15 protein-coding genes, 1 tRNA gene and 1 pseudogene are annotated in these 19,807 nt (G+C 62.8%); 2 read left to right on the top strand and 15 right to left on the bottom strand.

Annotation, left to right across the window (positions count from 1 at the left end; all coding sequences use genetic code 11):
• Positions 1–61 precede the first annotated feature (61 nt).
• The 3 genes from AC1PZ7_RS05990 to AC1PZ7_RS05980 all read right to left on the bottom strand — a co-directional run bounded on the left by AC1PZ7_RS05990 (position 62) and on the right by AC1PZ7_RS05980 (position 3,431).
• The gene (locus tag AC1PZ7_RS05990) at positions 62–1,267 is read right to left on the bottom strand and encodes an NAD-dependent formate dehydrogenase (RefSeq protein WP_482358582.1); all 1,206 of its coding nucleotides are present in this window, start codon (positions 1,265–1,267) and stop codon (positions 62–64) included.
• Between the two features lie 272 nt (positions 1,268–1,539).
• Positions 1,540–2,451: a LysR family transcriptional regulator gene (locus AC1PZ7_RS05985; RefSeq protein ID WP_482358581.1), complete on the bottom strand. Its 912-nt coding sequence runs from the start codon at positions 2,449–2,451 to the stop codon at positions 1,540–1,542.
• A gap of 47 nt (positions 2,452–2,498) precedes the next feature.
• On the bottom strand, positions 2,499–3,431 hold the full coding sequence (locus tag AC1PZ7_RS05980) for a CHAD domain-containing protein (RefSeq protein WP_482358580.1): 933 nt from the start codon (positions 3,429–3,431) through the stop codon (positions 2,499–2,501).
• Positions 3,432–3,588: 157 nt separating this feature from the next.
• Between AC1PZ7_RS05980 and AC1PZ7_RS05975 the strand changes: the two genes are divergently transcribed.
• Positions 3,589–3,665 (top strand) — tRNA-Met (locus AC1PZ7_RS05975).
• Here AC1PZ7_RS05975 and AC1PZ7_RS05970 read toward each other — a convergent pair.
• The 5 genes from AC1PZ7_RS05970 to AC1PZ7_RS05950 form a co-directional block, all read right to left on the bottom strand.
• Positions 3,622–5,319 (bottom strand): recombinase family protein, encoded by a 1,698-nt coding sequence (locus tag AC1PZ7_RS05970; protein ID WP_482359577.1) that lies wholly within the window; start codon positions 5,317–5,319, stop codon positions 3,622–3,624. The two genes, AC1PZ7_RS05975 and AC1PZ7_RS05970, sit on opposite strands and share 44 nt — an antisense overlap.
• A 25-nt stretch (positions 5,320–5,344) precedes the next feature.
• Complete coding sequence (locus AC1PZ7_RS05965; RefSeq protein WP_482358579.1) at positions 5,345–5,770, bottom strand: hypothetical protein; 426 nt, start codon at positions 5,768–5,770, stop codon at positions 5,345–5,347.
• 10 nt (positions 5,771–5,780) lie between these two features.
• Positions 5,781–6,035 (bottom strand): type II toxin-antitoxin system prevent-host-death family antitoxin, encoded by a 255-nt coding sequence (locus AC1PZ7_RS05960; protein WP_482358578.1) that lies wholly within the window; start codon positions 6,033–6,035, stop codon positions 5,781–5,783.
• Between the two features lie 66 nt (positions 6,036–6,101).
• Positions 6,102–6,311 carry a hypothetical protein gene (locus AC1PZ7_RS05955; protein WP_482358577.1) on the bottom strand — a complete coding sequence of 70 codons (210 nt, stop codon included), beginning with the start codon at positions 6,309–6,311 and terminating at the stop codon, positions 6,102–6,104.
• 230 nt (positions 6,312–6,541) lie between these two features.
• On the bottom strand, positions 6,542–7,828 hold the full coding sequence (locus AC1PZ7_RS05950) for a hypothetical protein (protein WP_482358576.1): 1,287 nt from the start codon (positions 7,826–7,828) through the stop codon (positions 6,542–6,544).
• Between the two features lie 876 nt (positions 7,829–8,704).
• On the opposite strand from AC1PZ7_RS05950, the pseudogene AC1PZ7_RS05945 reads away from it, so the two are divergent.
• Positions 8,705–9,856, top strand: a pseudogene (locus AC1PZ7_RS05945) (IS3 family transposase).
• Positions 9,857–9,919: 63 nt separating this feature from the next.
• Here the strand turns inward: AC1PZ7_RS05945 and AC1PZ7_RS05940 are convergent.
• The 7 genes from AC1PZ7_RS05940 to AC1PZ7_RS05910 form a co-directional block, all read right to left on the bottom strand.
• Entirely contained in the window at positions 9,920–10,768 is an 849-nt protein-coding gene (locus AC1PZ7_RS05940) for an SDR family NAD(P)-dependent oxidoreductase (protein ID WP_482358575.1), read from the bottom strand.
• Positions 10,769–11,446: 678 nt separating this feature from the next.
• On the bottom strand, positions 11,447–12,223 hold the full coding sequence (locus tag AC1PZ7_RS05935) for an alpha/beta fold hydrolase (protein WP_482358574.1): 777 nt from the start codon (positions 12,221–12,223) through the stop codon (positions 11,447–11,449).
• Positions 12,224–12,432: 209 nt separating this feature from the next.
• Complete coding sequence (locus AC1PZ7_RS05930) at positions 12,433–13,197, bottom strand: alpha/beta fold hydrolase (protein WP_482359576.1); 765 nt, start codon at positions 13,195–13,197, stop codon at positions 12,433–12,435.
• A gap of 99 nt (positions 13,198–13,296) precedes the next feature.
• On the bottom strand, positions 13,297–14,925 hold the full coding sequence (locus AC1PZ7_RS05925; protein ID WP_482358573.1) for a GMC family oxidoreductase: 1,629 nt from the start codon (positions 14,923–14,925) through the stop codon (positions 13,297–13,299).
• An 88-nt stretch (positions 14,926–15,013) separates the two neighbouring features.
• Entirely contained in the window at positions 15,014–15,874 is an 861-nt protein-coding gene (locus tag AC1PZ7_RS05920) for an alpha/beta fold hydrolase (RefSeq protein ID WP_482358572.1), read from the bottom strand.
• Positions 15,875–16,368: 494 nt separating this feature from the next.
• Entirely contained in the window at positions 16,369–16,782 is a 414-nt protein-coding gene (locus AC1PZ7_RS05915; protein WP_482358571.1) for a nuclear transport factor 2 family protein, read from the bottom strand.
• A 75-nt stretch (positions 16,783–16,857) separates the two neighbouring features.
• On the bottom strand, positions 16,858–19,728 hold the full coding sequence (locus tag AC1PZ7_RS05910) for an ATP-binding protein (RefSeq protein ID WP_482358570.1): 2,871 nt from the start codon (positions 19,726–19,728) through the stop codon (positions 16,858–16,860).
• Between the last annotated feature and the right edge of the window lie 79 nt (positions 19,729–19,807).

The following is a 19,807-nucleotide window of genomic DNA, read 5'->3' as shown; positions in this document are numbered from 1 at the left end:
GAAAGTCCGGCATCCTTTTTCGCGGTCGGATGCCGGCACGCCTGGAAGAAATTGGAAGCGCTCAGACGGCCTTCTTGAACTTCGCGGCCTCTTCGGAACCGCCGGTGGCATTGCCCTTGGAGTAGGAATGCGCACCCGTGCCGGCGAGCGCGCCGCCCTGCACGATCAGGTACTCGTCGCGGATCGGGCGCCCTTCGAAGAAGCACTCCAGGATCTCCCGGGTGCCGGCCGCATAGCGGGTCTGGGCGGTCAGCGAGGTGCCGGAGATGTGGGGGGTCATGCCTTCCCACTTCATGGTGCGCCAGGGGTGGTCCTGCGGCGCCGGCTGCGGGAACCACACATCGCCCGCGTAACCCGCCAGCTGGCCGCTCTCGGTGGCACGCACGATCGCGTCGCGGTCGCAGAGCTTGCCGCGGGCGGTGTTGACGATGTAGGCGCCGCGCTTGAACAGCTTCAGCGTCTCGTCATTGATCATGTGCTCCGTCTCCGGGTGGAGCGGGCAGTTCAGCGTGACGATGTCGCAATGCGGGTACATGTCCTCGCGCGTGGCGTGGAAGGTGAGGTTCAGTTCCTTCTCCACCGCTTCCGGCAGGCGGTGACGATCGGTGTAGTGCAGCTTCACGTCGAACGGCGCGAGGCGGCGCAGCACGGCGAGGCCGATACGGCCGGCGGCGACGGTGCCGACGCTCATCGCCTCCAGGTCGTAGGAATGCGCCACGCAGTCGGCGATGTTCCAGCCGCCCTTGCGCGCCCAGTCATGCGAGGGGATGTAGTTGCGCACGAGGCCTAGGATCATCATCACCACATGCTCGGCGACGCTGATCGAGTTGCAGTAGGTGACCTCGGCGACCGTGATGTTGCGGTCGATGGCCGACTGAAGATCGACATGGTCGGAGCCGATGCCGGCGGTCAGCGCAAGCTTGAGGTTCTTCGCCTTGGCGATGCGCTCGGGCGTGAGATAGGCCGGCCAGAACGGCTGGGAGATCACCACGTCGGCGTCCACCAGCTCCTTCTCGAACACCGAATTCGGACCGTCCTTGTCGGAGGTCACCACCAGCGTGTGGCCGTTCGATTCGAGATATTTGCGCAGGCCGAGCTCGCCGGAGACGCTGCCCAGCAGCGTGCCGGGCGTGAAGTCGATCGCCTTGGGCGTCGGCAGCGTCTGGCCACCCGGATAGTGGTCGATCTTCGGCAGATCGTCGCGGGCATAGGTCTTCGGGTAGCCGTCGATCGGATCGTCGTAAAGAACGCAAAGAACCTTCGCCATGGGGGCATCTCCTCTCGTCAGGGTGAGCGGGGACGCTTCCGCCGTGTCACACGGCAGACCGCGAGCGCCAAGGCGTTTAGCCGGCGCATCTTTTTGTCCTGTGATGCCGCCATCCTGGCGATAGGCGGCGCGGCAGGCGTCCTCCATGCCGGTCCGGCGCGCGGGCTGTTCCTTCCCGCTTCGCCGCCGACCATGCGACTGTGGACCGGGAGCGAGGGGGCTTCAAATTGAAAGGGGTGAACAATTGATAGATGGCGGAAATGAAGTTTCCGCTATTTGAAGATGTTCTCAATCGAGTTTTCGCGCCCAAGGGCCTGCGCGAGCTTCAGAAGCGCTCCGGCGACCGGGCTCAGCGGATCCCGATCCGACAGGACGAGGCCGATCGGCTGAATATGCACCGGCTCGACCAGCGGCACGCCGACGAGGTCGGCGGCGTCGCCCAGGCCGCGGAAGCTCGATTCCGGCACGATGCTGCTCCATGGCCCGCGCCGCACGAAGGACCACACGCCCATGAAGGAGTTGGTCTCGATCGCCGGCTGCGAGACGAGGCCGGCCTCGGCCATCACATGGTCGATGATACGGCGGTTCTGCATGTCCGGCGTGAGCAGGCACAGAGGCTGCGCCGCCGCCTCCGCCCAGCGCAGGCTGCGACGCCGCGCCAGCGGCTCGTCGGGGCGGGTGATGTAGACATAGTGCTCGCGATAGAGCGGTACGCGGCGCACCCGGTTGAGCGGCTCGTTCTCGAGATAGGTTATGCCGGCATCGAGCTCCATCTCGTCGAGGCCGCGCTGGATCGCCGCCGAGCTGAGCGTGAGCATCTGCACTTTCACCTCCGGGTTCCGGAGGCGGAAGGGCGCCAGCAGGGCGGGCGCGGCGGCCGTTGCGGCGGGGATGGCACCGACGCGCAGCGTGCCGGTGATCCGGCCGGTGGTCTCGACCTTCTCCTGCCGGAGGCTTTCATAATCGGCGGCGATCTGGCGGGCCCAGCCAAGCACCCGCTCGCCTTCCGCCGTAAAGCCAAGGAAACGGTGGCCGCGCACGACAATGGGCACGCCGAGCTCCTGTTCGAGCTTGCGGATGCCGGCCGACAGGGTGGGTTGCGTGACGTGGCAGGCCTCGGCCGCCCGCCCGAAATGCTTTTCGCGCGCCAGCGCGACCAGATAATGCATCTGCCGGACGAACATGGGCTTCCCGAATCCGCCGCCATGCCGCGGGTGCGGCAATCCTTGCGTTATTTTCCCTCGGATACAGCAGACATATAGGCCGCAAGGCGTCGGCGAAAGGCCTTTGGCGTCTCGGCGAAAAGGCGCGCGTGCATGCGAAGAGCGGAATGGGCGAGCCTGGACTGGCGCGCCTCGATGGACTCGAGCAGCGGCGCGCGCCATTCCGGCGGGCCGGCGGCGCGCACGGAGCGGGCCTCGATCAGCGCCCGCAGCACGGAAAGGTCGTGATGCTTGCCGAGCTTGTCGCGAAGGCGCTGCAGCTCGTCCACCCATGCTTCGCCGAGCACCGGCCAGGCCGGGATCGCGAGCTCCATCTGGTAGCGCTGCGCCACCACCGCCTTGCGCAGCTCGTGCAGGCTCTCGTCGTCATGCGGATCGACGGCACGCCCGGTCCGCCGCGTCCTGGCGAATTCGCGGGCCAGCGCGACGACGAGGTCCTTCCCCTCGAGGGCGGCGCCGAGCTGCGGAGCCATCTCGCTCAGCCGTGCGACAAGCGGCCCTATCTCGCCGCGATGGGCGCTCAGGCCGCCCTCCCCGTCCGTCCCGGCGGCCGTGGCGAGTGCGCGGCCCGCCGCGCGACGGATCGCCGGCGAAAGCCCCGCCTTGTCCGCGAGATCGTCCAGCGCGTCGCGCCGGGCGGCAACGTCGCGGGCGCCGGCCACAAGGCGAGCCGCCTCCGCCAGCGCGCGGCGCAACTCGCGGGCCAGCGTGGCCGTCTTGCGGTGACGCGACGCCTGAACGAGCCGCAGCAGGGCCCGCAATCGCTTGAAGGCCTTGCGCAGGTCATGCACGGCGCCCACTGGATCGGCGAGGTCGAGCGCGACGGACGCATCGTGAACCGCGCGAAGAAAGGCGGCTTCGAGCGGTCCGGGAATCGGATGGACAGTGCCGGAGGCGCTATCCACCGGTTCGGGCTGGAGCCGACGAGTGTTTTCCGTCATGAGAAAATCTCTTTTCGTCCAGTTGGTTAGTAGGCATTATAGGCGATGGCGCGACGATCGGGTGACAAAAAGTACCCCGCCCCCCTTTCATTTGGCCACCCGGATTGCTAGATACCCGGCGTCGGCGGGCCGCGATGGCCCTTCTAGCCGGCTCTGACGCGGGGTGGAGCAGCCCGGTAGCTCGTCAGGCTCATAACCTGAAGGCCGCAGGTTCAAATCCTGCCCCCGCAACCACTGATACCGACAAACCCGCAGCCTCGGCTGCGGGTTTTGTTTTTCTACCGGTCTTTCCGATTGCTTGGCGCTCGGTCCATTCGAGGATGGTGCGCAGTTCGCCGTGCAATGCCGCGAACATCTCGCCTCGTTCATTACCGGGCGTCAGCACGATCCGCTCGATCAGCATCCGCAAAGCTTCCGCTGCCTGAGGCCTTTCCTCTGGCCGGTTCAGCGCATGGGTCAGAGTTGCGACCTTGCTCGCATAGATGGCCGCGGCCCTTGCCAGCATGTCCGGCACGTCGTGGGGAGCATCGACGAGTAGCTCCGAAAGCTCCTTCTTTCGGGCCTCCAACGCGTCCATTTCGACCTTCATGCTCTCATGGAACATTCCAGCCTTGATGGCCTCGATGATGCCCCTGATCTGCTTCTCCACCTTGACCAGCTCCGCTTTCCAGGCGTCGCCATTCGAGCGGCGTTCCCGATTGAGCCGGTTCGTCTCTTCGGCATAAGCACGCATCGCCTCTGCCGCGACCTCAGGTGCCATCATCTGGCCCTTGAGACCGGCCAGCACGCGGCGCTCCAAGTCCTCGCGCGGGATAGTCCGGCTGTTGGAGCAGCTACCCTTGCTGATGTGGTTTGAGCAGGCGAAGCGGTCGGATCCGCGCAGAGAGTACGGGCCACCACAGCAGCCGCAGAATATCAGCCCCGAGAGCAGCGACTTCGGCCGGCGGCCCCCGTTCAGTCGATTCTTGGTGTGGTGATCACGGATGGCCTCGGTGACATTCACGTACTTCTCGGTGATCTCGCCTTGCCGCTCGCGCACGGATTGCCACAGCTCGTCGTCGACGATCCGGAGTTCGGGGACGTCCTTGACGATCCATTCCGACGACGGATTCATCCGCGAGACGCGTTTCCCGGTTGACGGGTCTTTGACATATCGAAGCCGGTTCCAGAGCAAGCGGCCGATATAAAGCTCATTGTTCACGAGGCCGGTTCCGCGCTTGACGTGACCGCGGATCGTTGTGTCGTTCCACAGTTTGCCGCTCGGGCCGGGAATGCCCTCCTCGTTCAGTCGCCGCGCAATTGTGCGCGGACCGACACCATCCGCGAACTCGCGAAACACACGTCGAACAATGTTGGCTTCGACCTCGTCGATCTCACGGTCTCCCCGAACGGGATTGCCGTATGTGTCGAGCTTCTTCACCACCCTATAGCCGTAGCAGAGTCCGCCGCCCGACTTGCCGTCCTCGATACGACCACGGAGGCCGCGATGCGTCTTGGCGGCAAGGTCCTTGAGGAAAAGCGCGTTCATCGTGCCCTTCAGACCGACGTGCAATTCGCTGATCTCGCCTTCGGCCAATGTGACGATCGGCACGCCGGCGAACTTGAGGTGCTTGAACAGCGTCGCAATGTCAGCCTGGTCGCGGCTGATGCGGTCCAGCGCCTCGGCCATCACCACATCGAATTGTCCCGCCTGCGCGTCCTGCAACAGCATCTGGATGCCAGGTCGCAGGATCATGCTCGAACCAGAAATCCCTGCGTCCTTATAGGTGGCGACCACGTTCCACGTGTCGCGCCTCGCCTGCTCACGGCAGAGGCGAAGCTGATCTTCGATTGAGGCTTCCCGCTGATGATCGGAGGAATAGCGGGCATAGAGCGCGACGCGGGTCATCGACCTTCCTTTCGTGTCTCCATGGTCAGCGGCGGACTGCACCACTCTTCTTCGCTCGTGCCAGTTCGAGGAATCTGGCCCTGATTTTCGCGAACAGCTCTGGGGGGATGAAACCGTAGCTGAACTCACCCGGCTTGCCAGGAACCGGCGACAGCCCGCCATTCGGCCATTCGTCGATATTGTGCTCCGATACGATCACCCAACTCGGCTCGCTGTCGAGGCCGATAGCCTCTTTAACCTTCGCCGGAATCTCGATCCCCACCGTATCGCCGGACGGCGGCGTATGGGTGATCGGCAGCAACACTACATAGCGAGGGCGCACAAGGGAATCGGTCGCTGCGACGAGGCAGGTCGGGCGATCCTTGCCTTGATCGCGGCCGGCAGCTGCCTCGTGCGTCCAGAGGTAATCGTAGCGGAGGATGAGGCCGGGCTTTGGCTCAGGGATCGCCACGGCGAGCGCCTTACTTCAACAGGTCGTTCAAGCGCGCGTGCTCGACGTCCATCTCCGCGCGCTCCACCGCGTCGATTACCACATCGACGGCGTCGGCCGTGTGGTGGGTCCGCTGCGCGGCGGCCCGGAGCCAGTCATAATGGTCAGCGGACATCAGCACGAACTCGCGGCGTCCGTGCCGCGTGATCTCAACCGGCTCGCGCTGGGCCTGGTGCTGGAACTCGCCGAACTTGCGCTGGAATTCGAGGGAGCCGACTCTCGCCATGGCGGGCATCCTTTCAGATCGAATGCCAGAATTATACGTATAATTTGTCTATAAGCAAAGCTGGAATTACACTTCCTCGCCCGTCGAACGTTTCCTACAAAGCTTCCGCTCCGACGCGATGTGCTGATCAAACTGCTCGCGGGCGATCTGGCGACCGAGGATCCGGGCGAGACTCAGAACCGCCTCCTCGGCACGTTTGGCGTGGGTCAGCGCCGTCTCCGGTCCGGCTGACGGTCCGAGTGCCTTGATGCTGTTCCTGTGCCGCTTGAGCGTCATTGCGTCCGAGAAACCGGTGCCGGAAAGGTCCGGGAATGACCGAAGACCTATCGGAGCGCATGGGAAAGCCTCAAACGACGGTCGTGCGGCGAAAAGGACGCCATCGCGTACAAATAGGATGCCTTGTCTGAGAGGTTACAAGCGCCGTAGCCAGAGCAAGGGCGTCGGATCCGCCGTTTCTGTCCCGAATGAGCGGCTTATCATTCCGCTCCACTCGGCGCTGTCCGCCTCTACCTTGCTGCGGGAGCGGGTTGCGCATGCGGGAACGTGCCATCGTGTCGCGTGGGCCACGCAGAGTTTCGCCATCGCACGCTCAGCACCTCCCGCGCGCGGGCGAGGCCATGGCGGTGCATCTGCTCACAGGCCGCGTCCCAGTCCGCGCGCGCGGCGGCAACGTCGCGCTCCGTGATCAGATTGGGAATGGGGCGGATGCGCTCGGCCAGTTGCGGGTTCTGGCGCAGCCAACCCGTCTCGGCGCGGGTGAGGGCCACGGCAATGCGCAGCATGTCGACTTCCCATGCGGTGTAGAAGCCGCGCCGACGCTCGCGCCATTGGATGTACCAGTCCCACACGATCGGGAAGACCAGGAGGCCGAAGCTAAGCTTCTCCAGCGGCACGCCGAAGCCATGGACCGCGCCGCTGGCTGAGGCTGCCAACGCACCGAACATCAGACCGAGATGCTCGACCTTCTGGGACGCCGTCTCCTCACCCCAGACACCGTTGCGCTGATAACCGAAGGCCGTCAGCGTCGCCGTCTTGAATCGGACGAGATCGGCCATCTCCTCGGCCAGCTGGGGCGGCGCATCGAGCTCCGCACTCGCGAGGTCCGGATCCGGCAGCGATCCATCCTCTTCCCGGCAAAACCGGTGGAGCCCGCGCGGCCGGGAGGATTGGTCGAGCAGGCCGGGAAAGCGGATCGAGTAGCGCTGCTTCATTGCAGCGGCCTGGAAGCGCCGATAGTCGGTCGTCCCCGTGATCACCACGCGCTGTACCCACTCAAGGATCTCATCGACCTCGGCCGCACTCGCCTCAACGGCACGAGCGAGATGCTTGGCGGTGTCGCCATGGCGCCGCATGTGAAGATCGAGGGCATCGGCGAATGACGACGGGTCCGTCCAGGGCCGCCCGTCGCTCTTGGGGAACTCGACAACGGGCTTCGCCCGCGGACCGCGTCGACGCGGCGCAGCGTCTAAGCGGTCGGCATCACGATGGAGCGCGCCCCGCTCCAAGCCGGACGGTTGCCGGCGCGCCGCGGCACGCTTCACCGTGACGTGGCCGCGGCGCGCCAGTTCACGGCGCAGCGCATCAAGTCCGGGCGCCAGCACGGGGCCGGCGCGCTGCAGATCGGCGTGATCCACGTCACAGGCATGAGCGATTGCGTGCCAGTCGTAATCGCGCTCCGCCAGGGGCGGTGGCATGCGCGCGGCGAGGAGATCGAGCAGCCAGTTCTGGAACAGGTCGGCGTCGCGAGGCGACAGGACGGTCGGGGCACGCTGCTGGCAAAACTTCACCAACATGCGCGCGAAGCTCGTACGGGGCATCGGCGGTCAGTGCAGGCACGTTGTTGAGAGGCGACTCGCCTCGGTCAGGGGCGGCGTTTCTGCCGAGAGGCCGTTCGCTCGGCCACGATCCAGAAGTGGCAGGCCTCGCGATCCGAAACCAAGGGGTGATGGTCCTCAGGCCGGCATCAGACGGCAACAATGTGCGGCTAAGCGTTCAGCCAACAAGTTTCCCGAGAAGCACGCACATTTCTATCAAGCGGCGCAATGTGTCGAGGTCTAGAAAATATTATACGAAATCAACGATCCGACCGCCGCGCAATGTGCGCGCTTTTATCCTGCCATCAAGCTGACCCGCTTCCCCGAGCCCAAATGAGATCACGTCACATCGCTGCGATACTATGACAGAGCAGCAGAAAACGCGCCGCAGGTGCCGAGCGCTATCAAATTTATCTCAAGCTCGCTGAAAATGCGCGGCCTCAGTGTTTCACAGGCCGCCGCGTGAGCAGCGACATAGCCATTCATCGCCATGCTTAACGTGAAACTGCTGTCGGTGACGCGCAACCGAGTCGCTGCAAATCGGCGGTCGCGATGCAGAGAAGCTGCAAAGGAACTGCGGCCGAACCGCAGTCGCGCTGCGCAGAGGTCGCTGTTTCTTGCGCGCCTGCCGCAGCGGATGTGGGACTATCCGGACGTCGATGGCTTCCGAAGGCGCACACCGGCGCCGCCACCGTTCTCGGGGGTAAACTCAATGCCGGCTTGCTCAATCGCTGCGATGATGGAAGCCAGATTGCCCGCGTGCGGAACGCGAACGCCGCGCTCAAAGTCGACAATGGCCTGCTGCCGGTTTCGTGGACACCGAGATTGGGTGTTTCATGAAGCCGGAGGTGGCGTATGCAGCGAAGACAGTTTGGGCGTGAGTTCAAGATCGAGGCGGTGCGCCTGGTCAAGGATCGCGGTGTGAGTGTGGCGCAGGCGTCTCGGGACCTCGATGTCCATGAGCACCAGCTGCGCAAATGGGTGAAGCTCTTTTCTGCCGATCCTGCACAGGCGTTTCCCGGCCACGGCCAGATGAAGCCGGAGCAGCTTGAGATCGAGAAGCTAAGGCGGGAGGTGGCCAAGCTCGAGGCGGAGCGCGACATCCTAAAAAAGGCCGCAGCCTACTTCGCGAAGGACGTGACATGAGGTTCACGTTCATTGCGAAGCACCGGGGGAATCTGGCCGGTGGCTTTGCGAAGCGCTGGATGTGTCGCGCTCAGGCTTCCGTGCCTGGCTCAACCGATCGCCGAGCCGGCGTGCGTGCGACGACGAGGAGATTGGCGCGAGGGTCCGGGCAAGCCTCCTCGGTTCTGATCGCACTTATGGTGCCAGGCGCGTCTGGCGGGACGTGCTGGCGGAAGGCATCGATTGCGGCCTGCATCGCATCGAACGGCTGATGCGCGCACAAGCTCTGCGTGCCAGGCCGCGTCGGCGCAGCCTGCCCAGGGATGAGGGCCGGCGATCGGCCATCGCCCCGAATACGCTCGACCGGGAGTTCCACGCCGAACGGCTCAACCAGCGCTGGATCGCCGACTTCACCTACATATGGACCGCGGAGGGTTGGCTTTACGTTGCAGCCGTCATCGACCTCTTCTCCCGCCGGGTGGTGGGGTGGTCGATGAAGGCCGAGATGACCGCCGGGCTCGTGACCGATGCACTGATGATGGCGATCTGGCGCCGGGGAAAGCCGGATGCCCTGCTGCACCATTCGGACCAGGGCAGCCAGTATGCCAGCGAGCCGTTCCAGAAGCTCATGACCGACAACGGCGTCACCTGCTCGATGAGCCGCTCGGGTAATGTCTGGGACAATGCCGCGATGGAGAGCTTCTTCTCCTCGCTGAAGACCGAGCGGATCAGAGGCAGGGTCTACCGGACACGCGACGACGCTCGCACCGACGTGTTCGATTACATTGAGCGATTCTACAACACCGTAACACCGTTCGCAGGCACTCGACCATCGGCTACATCAGCCCGGTCGAGTTCGAAAAGAAGGTCGGATTAGCTTAACTGAGCGTCCACAGAACCGGCAGCAGGCCATCGTGTCAAAACTGGACGCCAATTGATAACGCATTAGGACCCCGGGAACGCAGCGCCACGACCCTCTCTCGCCTTGCGAGCCAACAAGCTCTTTCGCAACCACCAAGGTAGCAAAGAAAAGAGTCTTATAAGTGCCCTATTGCGCCATCCAGGCACCACAAGATGCTTCGCCCTTTTCAACCCAGCAAGTGAAGCGCTGACGACCTCGCTGGCTGTCGACCAAGATTTGGGTGGAGCCACCTTCGTAGGGTCTAAGCCCATCGCCTGCTGAAACTCAGTATGCGTGTAGCCCGGACAGAGAGTCTGCATCGTCACTTTCGAGCCGGCGGCGTGTAAGTCAATACACACCCCGTCGCCAAATGCCGTCATCCATGCCTTTGTTGCTCCATAGCTGACGTTTCCGAACCAAACAAATCCAGCGACAGAACTTACATTTATAACGCCTCCTGAGTTATTTTCCACAAGAACTCGTAATGCTGCGTGACTCAATTTTACTGTTGCCATTATGTGTAGTCGGTGCATTTTTTCTTGCTCAGCAAGCCCAGCTTTCCAAAAATATCCATCAAGCCCGAACCCAGCACAATTCACGAGAAGAGATAAATTTTTCTCGTTAACGATCCACTCGGCAACCATGGACAACTCCGCCTCGCGGGTTAGATCCGCTGACAGTATCGTCACCTGGCTACCGAACTTTTTATCCAGTTCGGAGGCCGTGGATTCAAGAATATCTTTGCGCCGAGCCACAAGTATTAGATCGTGCTCTGGCGCTAACTGTCGGGCGAATTCCAGTCCTATCCCACTTGATGCTCCTGTAATCAGGGCGACCGGCCTTCCGGTGGTTCGAGGTTGTTTCGTGACCATAGAAAAATCTGGTGAGGGCATTAAAACTCTCCCATTACTTGACGATCAGGTAATTGGATTCGAATTACCTACCGGATATTTGGAGCGGGCGGGGTAGAGGCTGCAAAATCACCCCACTCTAATAGAGGGCGGGTGTCAGGGAACGATGGCTGCGGTGCAGGTAGTCGGTAGTTCAGCGAGAAGTGCGGTCGGACCATGTTTTAATGATCGCGCCATCGCTTGATGACGATAATAGGTGCCTTCAAGCTATAGACGATTTCATCGTTCAAGAAGTTTCAGTCATTTTTCCGCCCATGACCATTCGAAGGATGCGACTGTTCTGGTTTGGATTTCTCCAGGAATGAAAATCGAAATCGCGTTCGCTCCCGAGGTTAGACGCCCATTGGGCCGCCTCCATTACGCTGGGTATGTCGCCACAACCGCCTGCCTCGGTTAACAGAACACCGATCTCGAGATTCCCGGCCGGCAGCTGCGCCAAAACCGAACCCGAAGAGCCGGATCGGAAAACAATAAATCGTACCGGGAAGTCAGATTGTCAGCGAGTTCCTGCTGATTGATATATCCGCACCGAATAATTTCAGCGGTCCTGGAAGCTTGGCGGAGACCGTCATATCAATTCTGTTGCTACTCGACTTTCCGGGTGCGTTGGATCGCACTATGCGCAATTGCGACAATGACATCCCCAAGCGCGCCAATCGACTAGCCGGATTGCCCGGCAGCCTCCAGAATTAACCGAGCGATCTCGTCGGGATGAGAGATCAGCGAGAGATGGCTTGATTTTAACTCGATCGTTTTTGCGCCCATTCGCTTCGCCATGAAGCGCTCCAGATCCGGGTTGATCGTGCGATCCTCCGTCGAGACCGCATAGAAGCTCGGCTTCGAGCGCCAGGCCTCCTGCGTGGTCTTGCCGTCGAGCAGCGCCTTGTGAAATGGCTCCTGCACAGCGTAGAGGACCTTCGCCCTCGCCTCTGGCAGGTCGCCCGCGAAATCGCGCAGGAAGGCTGCCTCGGTCAGGCACCCTTCATCGCCGTCGAAGACGATGCCGGTGGATGCCGGTGGCGTGGGATAGTGTTTGGCCAGCGCGGTGTAGTCCTCGCCGGCCTCCGGCGCCCGCGCGGCGACATAAACCAGAGCGGACACCTTGGGATGCCCTCCCAACTCGGTGACGATCATGCCGGCGAAGGAATGTCCGACGAGGACCGTCGGGCCGTCCTGTCGGTGGAGCACACGCCGTGCCGAGGCGACCGCTTCCGGCAACGTCGTCAGCGGGTTCTGCACAGCCGTGACATTGAGGCCCGCCGCCTGGAGCCGCGCGATCACCTCGGACCAGCACGAGCCGTCGACAAAGAGCCCGTGCACCAAAATGATGTTGCGTGCCTTGATGGGTGCGGGAACGGCGGCCATCCCGCGCGCGGCGATCAACGACGCGGCAGCACCTACCACAACGGCGGTCGAGAAGTTGCGTCTGTTCATCATCTTGATATGCCTTCCACTATTGCGGTGGATAGTCGGCGCACGCGCGGTGGTGAGGCGCAAAATGACGACATGCCGACGCACCTCGGCAGTTGATTTATCGCCGTCGCGCCAATGCAGCGCAGATTGCGCAGCGATCCACGATCGCGTCGGGATGAGATCTTCCGTTCCCGGGCGGGCCCTTGAAGAGAGGTCCGCCCCGGGCGCGGATATCAGTCCAACTTCATGGTTTCTGCCGCCGCCTTTTCGATGAGATCGGCGACGACTGTCGGATGAGCGACCATGACGAGATGAGGTGCGCCCTTGACGACCATCGTCTCCTTTGCGCCCGCGCGCTGCGCCATGAAGGCGTGTGCGGCCGGCGGGATGACCTTGTCGGCACTACCGTAGACAAACCACGACGGAATGGTTTGCCAGGCCGGCGCGCCGGAAGCTCCCTTAAGCGCCACATCCGTCACGGGGCGCTGGGTGGCCGCCATAAGCTCGGCCTTCTTCTCGGGGATATCAGCCGCGAATACGGACCGGAACTTGCCCTGTTGGACATAGAGGTCATGAGCGCCGTCCGCGAGGGCAATCGGCGGGGCCAGCGCGTCAGGCAGGATGCTTCCCGGGAACTTGCCGGTGAGATCGAAGGCGTTCTCGCCAGCTTCCGGAGCGTAGGCCGCGACATAGACCAGAGCCTTGACATTGTCGGCGCCGGTCGCAGCGTTCGTGATGATCGAACCTCCATAGGAGTGGCCGACCAGGACCACCGGCCCTTTGACGCTTTTGACAATGCCGGACACATAGTCCGTATCGCTCTTGAGGCCGCGAAGCGGATCGGGAGCGGCGATGACGTGATATCCGTCAGCCTGAAGCCTGGAGATGACACCGTCCCAGCTCGATGCGTCTGCGAACGCTCCGTGGACCAGAACAATGGTGGGCTTCGCCGTTTCCGACGTGGCTGCCGAAGCAACATCGACTGCCATGTTGAACATGCCAGCGGTGCTGAGCGCCAGGAGCGCGGTCGATGCCGCACGTTTCATGTATGTCGTAAGTTTCATCGACGTATCTCTCTCTGCTAGTTTGAAGGGCGATCAAAGATGACGTTCGCGGGTGATTGCCCTGCTCGCCTGCTCGCCGATGATGACGCAGGGGGCCATAGTATTGGCCAGGGGAACCCGCGGCATTACAGAGGCGTCGGCGATACGCAGGCGGTCGACGCCGTAGACCTTGAGACGGCTGTCCACGACGGACATGTCGTCCTGCCCCATCTTGGCGGTGCAGCTCTGGTGCCAAATCGTGGTCACACCGTCGCGGATGAAGTTGTCCATGGCGGCAGCGTCGAGCGCAGTCGGCATGACCTCCCGCTTCACGAAGCCCTGAAGCGCCTGAGAGTCGCCGACTTCCCGCGCGAGCTCCACACACCGCCGCAATGCCGTCAGGTCGGCCGGATCGGAGAGGATCTGCGAGTCGATCAGGATCGGATCTTCGGGTTTGGCCCCGGTCAGCCGGAGACGGCCCACGCTGTGCGGACGCAGCAGGGCCGGGAAAATGCCCCAGGATCCGGCTGGTATGGAGTTGCGTGCGGCGAGTTCGGGGGTTGGGACGGGGAACTGGATCTGGAGCAATTGGATATCGGGACTGTCCAACTCCGGCGAGCTCCTGGCGAAGATGGTCGCCTCGCCACCATTGCCGTGAGGAGGCATCGGCTCCGGGTATTCCCAGATGCAACTCGAGACCATGATGTGGTCCTGGAAGTTGGCCCCCACTCCGGGGAGATGTTGGGCCACCGGGATCCCCAGGGCCGTCAGCGTTTCGGCATCGCCAACGCCGGACTGCATCAGGACCTTGGGGGTCTGGATGGCCCCCAGGGACAGGATCACTTCCTGCGACGCGAGGAAGCGGCGGCTCCGGCCGTCGAGGATGCACTCCACGCCGATCGCGGCTCCCCGTTCGATGATCACACGCGTGACCAGGGTCCCGGGCAGCACCGTCAGGTTCGGCTGGTTCATCAGCGGAAAGGTGTAGGAGCGGAAAATCGACTGCCGCCGGCCGTCGCGAATGCGCAGGTTGAAGTAGGCCGCGCCGCCGGGGCCTTCCATCATGGCGCCGTTCACATCGTCGAAGACAGGGACATCCAGCTCGACGGCGGCGTCGAGCATCGCCCTCGCGACAGGGTGCGGCTCGATCGGCGGTGAGATGTAGAGCAGGCCATCACGTCCGCGGCGGGCGGGATCGGGCGTTCCTTGCCAGTCTTCGATCTCGCGGAAGATGCCCAGAACCGATTCATAGCTCCAGGCGGGATCGCCGGCCTGAGCGGCGAAATAATCCCAGTCGCTCTTGTGGCCCCGCGCCCAGAGCATGACGTTGATGCTCGATCCTCCCCCCAGCACCTTGCCCATGCTCATCGGGATGGCGCGCCCGTTGAGGTGCGGATTGGGCAGGGCCGTGTAACCCCAGTCGCGCGCGCTGCCCAGATTCAGCGGCCACGCCGCCGCCATTTCCACCTCAGGTGCGGTGTCACCCCCGCCGACTTCGATCAGCAGCACGGAGACGGCGGGATTTTCGGCCAGGCGCCGCGCCACCACCGCGCCGGAAGAACCGGATCCGCACACAATGAAGTCGTAAGTCGCGCGAAGTGCTGTGCGAAGTCGATGCTGGTTTTCTTCCGCCTCGCGGGCGAACTCCGTGTCGAGACCTTCGAGAGTTGATGTTCCACTCATCTCGCACCTCAAAAAGGGAGATTCTGGGTTGGGGTAGACGGCGCACGTGTGTCGCCAGATGCCCGAGCCAAAGCCATCACCGCCGCGGCTAGGCGTCCAGGAAGGTCCGGACGTGGTTCACGAAGAGCGCGTGGTGCTGAAAGAGCGCACCGTGACCGGAGTCCGGGTACAGGTGCAGCTGGGCGTCGCTCATGGCATTGAACATCGCGTAGGCGTTGCTCGCCGGGAGCATGGTGTCGTGGCTGCCGCTGACCACGAGGGCGGGCTGCGTGATGGCGCTCAGGATGGCACGCTCGGGGTCAGGCGTGGCGCACCATGTGATCAGGGCCTTCGCCTGCGGATCGGTCACGGCGCTGCCGCCATCGGTGTCGCGATCTTCCTTGCGGGCATAGACTCGATCGAGAAATGCCCGGCCGGCGGCCTGGCTGGCGGACGACTTCGTGAAAAAGAGCGGCAGGCGCACATCGGGCGCGTCGGTGTCGGAGAACGCCTGCTGCAGAACCGCCAGCAGGTGCTCTTCACCGCCCTGCGGCGCAGTGCCGACGAGGATAACCTTGCGGACCAGCGGGCCGTACTCAGACGCCATCTGCTGGGCGACGCAGCCGCCGAGAGAATAGCCGAGCAGGTCGACCTTGGGGAGGCCGAGCAACTCGATGAAGGTGACGGCGTCGCGGGCCATAGCTGCAATATTGTCAGGGGTTTGGCCAGTGGAGCGGCCGACGCCGGCATTGTCGAAGGCGATCACGGGACGATCGGCAGCCAGAGCGTTCACGACGGCGGGGTCCCAGGCGTCGATGTTGCCCGAGAAGTGCTGAAGCAGAAGGAGCGGCGTTCCGGTCGATGGACCGAGCTGGCGATAAGCGAAGCGGATACCGCCGCCTTCGATGTAAAGGGTGGGCGCGGTTTCCAGCGTGGCACCCTCACGGGCTATGGTGTTGGATTTGGTCATGTCGTCCTCCGGGTTCTCCACGTAGATCGCTGTTCAGAGCGACGTGGCGGAGGATGACATGGCGATGTCCGGATGAAGTGTTATGAGATGCAAGCCGATGCAACGTTTGGTCATCAAGCAAATTTGATGAGTTTACACAAATATAACACTTACGCGGCGTGCATTCTAACAACAGCTTGTGGTGGCGATCCGCTTCAGCGGACATCGCGTTATTGATTAAACCCTGCCGGTAGAATGCCATTTTCAGGAAAAAAGAACGTGCCGAGCGCGGCCCGCACAGAGCTTTGCGTGCACTCCGCTCGTGCGTCACGCTCAAAGCGTCTGCAGTGTACCCAGGCGTGGATGATCGTAGCTGTGCAATGAGGCGCCAGAACAGTCCCGGCGACCCGGCGTCAGATCCGAAAGCTCAGGTCGGCAGACCGCCACACATGCGCTTCGAGGTGGGCCGTAGGTTGCGTCTGGCAACGTTTGTTGCCCCGGCTCGGGCACATTGACTAGATGCCGGATTGATTGCGCAAGATAATGAGCTGAACGATCTTTTCGTCATGAGACGAAAAATAAAACGCAAGCACGAGTGGGTCCGGCAGCCCGCGCTTGTCGAACAATCCATCCACATGGGCGGTCACGATCGAATGCCCATAGTGCGGGACTATTTTTACAACCTCGAGCGTCAATCGTTCGCCGATGATATCGTGGGCCGCCCAAGCCGCGATGGCCCCCTTGCCCCAGTAGTCGACAAGCTGGTCATTGACGAGGGCGTCGTCGGCGAATGTCTCCAGCAACGCGTTGAGATCGCCTGTGTTCGTCGCACGGACGTAAGCAGCTACCGCTGATGGCAACTCGGCAATCAACGCACTCGGAGACGGATCCGGCGCCCCGGACTCTCGCTGTTTATCGAAATGAGCCATACCAACAAATGCCCGTTCTGTATTCACCCAAACGAATATTGTCGTGGAAAATGTTGATACGCACATTATCTGATGTTAAACATCGTTATTCCGTCGAAGCTCCTCTAGCAATTGACGCGCGGATTTCAGATCCTTTGTCTGGTGCCCCTCCGCAAATTTCCGATAGATACCTTCCAGCAAATCGGTAGCCTCGCCCGATCGGTCGCGGCTGGACCACTGCCGCGCAAGTCCCATGGCCGATCGCAATTCGAGGCTGAGGGCCGATCGCTCTCTAGCTTGCTGCAGGGAGATCTGGAAAGCCCGCTCCGCCTCCACTGCGTCGGCGGGCGTTGTCTGGAGCAATATCTCCGCATGTATTCTCAGCAGTTCCGGCAACGTTAGCGTTTCGTTGAAAGCTTTGCTTAGATTCAAGCCCGCGTCGACGACTGCGGCGGCCTCTTCGAGTTCGCCCGCTTTCATCAGTCCTCCAGCAAGAGCCATATGAAGAGCTGGCGTCGGGGTGTGATGATTCTGCGCCTGCAAGACTTCGAGAGAATGGCGCAGGAGCGCTACGCCCTCCGTCGCATTCCCGCGCGCAATGGCCAACTCGCCGTCCAATGCCATACCGAGTGCGTGGTAGGGGCCAAGTGAATGTCGCGCGGCGTGACCCATAAGGCGTCGGACAAGCTGCTCCGCCTCATCGAGGTCGCCGCGCCAGAGGAATACAGTTGTCGTGAAGATCAAGGTCATACACAGATTGACCGGGTGATCGCGCTCGGTCGCCAAGTCGATCACTTGCCTTGCGGTCTTGGCGGCACGGTCCGGAAGCCCGAGCAGCCAGTAGCAGCGCGCAAGCGCGATCAGGGCGCGAATTTCATGATCGTAGCCGAAGAAGGCCACCTGCGCGGCGCCCGCAGCCTCGGCTTTTGTCAGGCCGCGTTCGCAGTGACGCCGTGCGCCCATCTGATCGCCGATCAAGTGGTAAGCAACCCCAAGCACCGATTCTGCCGTGGCGACAACGCCGGGCGAGCCTGCCGTCTCGGCGACCGTCATATTGTGTTGGGCGACCTTCAGCGCACCCTGGAAGTCGCCGATGCGGGTCAGGAAGATGCTCAGGCCGACCAGGAGGTGCATTTGATATACATGATCGCCACGCGCCTCGGCCAAGCTCAGCGCGTCCTCGATGGCTCTGCGCACATCGTCGCTGTTGCCTCGGGTAAACATCGCCGAAGCGGGAAGGAACGCCCGCAGCGTCAGGTGGACTGAGCTCCCTTCGTCGCTTTTGGGCAACGCAGCCAGGCCTCGCTCGCACCAGCAAATGCATTCGATGAACAAGTCGAGATCAAAGAACAATGGGGCCGCGGCGGCGGCCAGCCGTACGCCGGTCGCCGCTTCGCCAGCGGCGGAAAAGCTCCATTCCAGGGCCGCACGAATATTGCCCAGATACGGGGCGGCGAAGCGCACGTCTTCGATGGTGATCGAGACCCCTTCGCCCGCACCGCTCGAAAGCCGATTGGCGTAATAGAGGGCATGTCGTCTGGCGACACCGTTCACCTCATCGGTCTGTGCGAGTTTTTCGGCCGCGAAGGCCAGCGTTGAATCGAGCAGCCGATGGTGTGCGATCCCCTCGCCCGGCGCGACCCAAACGAGCGATTTGTCGATCAAGCTGGAAATCGCTTCGGCAACATCAATCGCATCGGCCTGGTCGTCGGCCGCCACGAACTGAGCTGCTTCGAGCGTGAACACGCCAACGAAGATCGAGAGGCGGCTGAGCACACGCCGGTCCCAATCGGACAAGAGATTGAAGCTCCAGTCCAGCATCGCGGCCAGTGTCTTATGACGAGGCGGGGCGCTTCGGCGTCCCTGCCACAGGAGCTTGAATCGATTGCTGAGCAGGTCGGCCGTGCCCTGCAGCCCATAGGCACCGACTCGGCTGCCCGCCAGTTCGATCGCGAGCGCGATGCCGTCCAGTCGGCTGCAGATCGCCGCTACGGTTGGCGCATCGGCGTCTGTCAGCGCCCCGGTGTGGCCGCTGGCAAAAGCACGCTCCATGAACAACTGCACCGCAGACGTAGCCAAGGCTTCGGCCGCAGTCAGGTCCTCTCGCACGGCGGGGTAATCCAACGGCGCCAGGAGGTGGACGTGCTCGCCCTCCGCGCGTAGCGCCTCCCGGCTTGTGGCAAGGATATGCACCTCCGGCGCCTCGTTGTAGAGACGCTCCGTCAGCGAAGCCACGGCGTCGATGACATGCTCGCAGTTGTCGAGGACCAGCAAAACCCGACGATCCGCCAGGAATGCCATGAGACCGGGAAGGGGATCATGCGCCTGTACGAAGCTGCCCACCGCAGTTGCGACAGCGCTCGAGACGACGGCCGCGTCGGTGACGGCACCGAGGTCGACAAAGTAGACGGCAGTGCTGAACTCATCGAGCAGGGCGTGGGCAACGGAGACGGCCACCGTCGTCTTGCCCATGCCGCCCGGACCCACCACGCTGACGAAGCGCCAGGAGGCGAGCAGCGTAGACAGCGCCCCGACGGCGTCTTCACGGCCGACCATGCGTGCTAGACGCGGCGGAAGCCCATGCTTCGGAACGGGAAGAGCCTCAGAGGGGACAGGCAGCGACGCCGATGCCCGTGACGGATCTCTCAAGCGATCGAGATGAGCGACGAAACAATATCCTCGCCCCGTCACGTTGGCGATGTATCTCGCTCCATCCTCGCCATTACCGAGCGCTCTGCGCAGACTGGCGATCGTCACTCTCAAGCTGCCATCGCCGACCACCACGCCGGGCCACGCCCGGGCGATCAAGTCGCGTTGACTGACGACCTCGCCGGCCGCTTCGACAAGCGCGATGAGGACATCGAGCGCTCGACTGCCGACATCGACGGCCGTGCCGTCCCTCAGCAGCAGGCGCTCCTCCGGGATCAGCCAGTAGGGTCCGAACGAGATGACGTCGCCAGCAGCCATGGAGCGTTGACACAATACCCGTTGAGGAGTGCGAGACACCGCGCCCCTGCAGAATCGCCGTCCGATTGATCGTTCCATG

This window comes from Ancylobacter sp. TW_SC_1 (assembly GCF_056836805.1).
The sequence above is the reverse complement of the archived record's forward strand: the minus strand, read 5'-3'. Positions and strand labels throughout refer to the sequence as shown.

What these genes read in the sequence shown, in the direction of transcription:
- AC1PZ7_RS05970 (WP_482359577.1), bottom strand. Translation starts at nt 5,319, where the DNA reads ATGACCCGCGTCGCGCTCTATGCCCGCTATTCCTCCGATCATCAGCGG.
- AC1PZ7_RS05920 (WP_482358572.1), bottom strand. Translation starts at nt 15,874, where the DNA reads ATGACCAAATCCAACACCATAGCCCGTGAGGGTGCCACGCTGGAAACC.
- AC1PZ7_RS05990 (WP_482358582.1), bottom strand. Translation starts at nt 1,267, where the DNA reads ATGGCGAAGGTTCTTTGCGTTCTTTACGACGATCCGATCGACGGCTAC.
- AC1PZ7_RS05960 (WP_482358578.1), bottom strand. Translation starts at nt 6,035, where the DNA reads ATGGCGAGAGTCGGCTCCCTCGAATTCCAGCGCAAGTTCGGCGAGTTC.
- AC1PZ7_RS05935 (WP_482358574.1), bottom strand. Translation starts at nt 12,223, where the DNA reads ATGATGAACAGACGCAACTTCTCGACCGCCGTTGTGGTAGGTGCTGCC.
- AC1PZ7_RS05985 (WP_482358581.1), bottom strand. Translation starts at nt 2,451, where the DNA reads ATGTTCGTCCGGCAGATGCATTATCTGGTCGCGCTGGCGCGCGAAAAG.
- AC1PZ7_RS05950 (WP_482358576.1), bottom strand. Translation starts at nt 7,828, where the DNA reads ATGTTGGTGAAGTTTTGCCAGCAGCGTGCCCCGACCGTCCTGTCGCCT.
- AC1PZ7_RS05980 (WP_482358580.1), bottom strand. Translation starts at nt 3,431, where the DNA reads ATGACGGAAAACACTCGTCGGCTCCAGCCCGAACCGGTGGATAGCGCC.
- AC1PZ7_RS05930 (WP_482359576.1), bottom strand. Translation starts at nt 13,197, where the DNA reads ATGTTCAACATGGCAGTCGATGTTGCTTCGGCAGCCACGTCGGAAACG.
- AC1PZ7_RS05940 (WP_482358575.1), bottom strand. Translation starts at nt 10,768, where the DNA reads ATGCCCTCACCAGATTTTTCTATGGTCACGAAACAACCTCGAACCACC.
- AC1PZ7_RS05910 (WP_482358570.1), bottom strand. Translation starts at nt 19,728, where the DNA reads ATGGCTGCTGGCGACGTCATCTCGTTCGGACCCTACTGGCTGATCCCG.
- AC1PZ7_RS05915 (WP_482358571.1), bottom strand. Translation starts at nt 16,782, where the DNA reads ATGGCTCATTTCGATAAACAGCGAGAGTCCGGGGCGCCGGATCCGTCT.
- AC1PZ7_RS05955 (WP_482358577.1), bottom strand. Translation starts at nt 6,311, where the DNA reads ATGACGCTCAAGCGGCACAGGAACAGCATCAAGGCACTCGGACCGTCA.
- AC1PZ7_RS05925 (WP_482358573.1), bottom strand. Translation starts at nt 14,925, where the DNA reads ATGAGTGGAACATCAACTCTCGAAGGTCTCGACACGGAGTTCGCCCGC.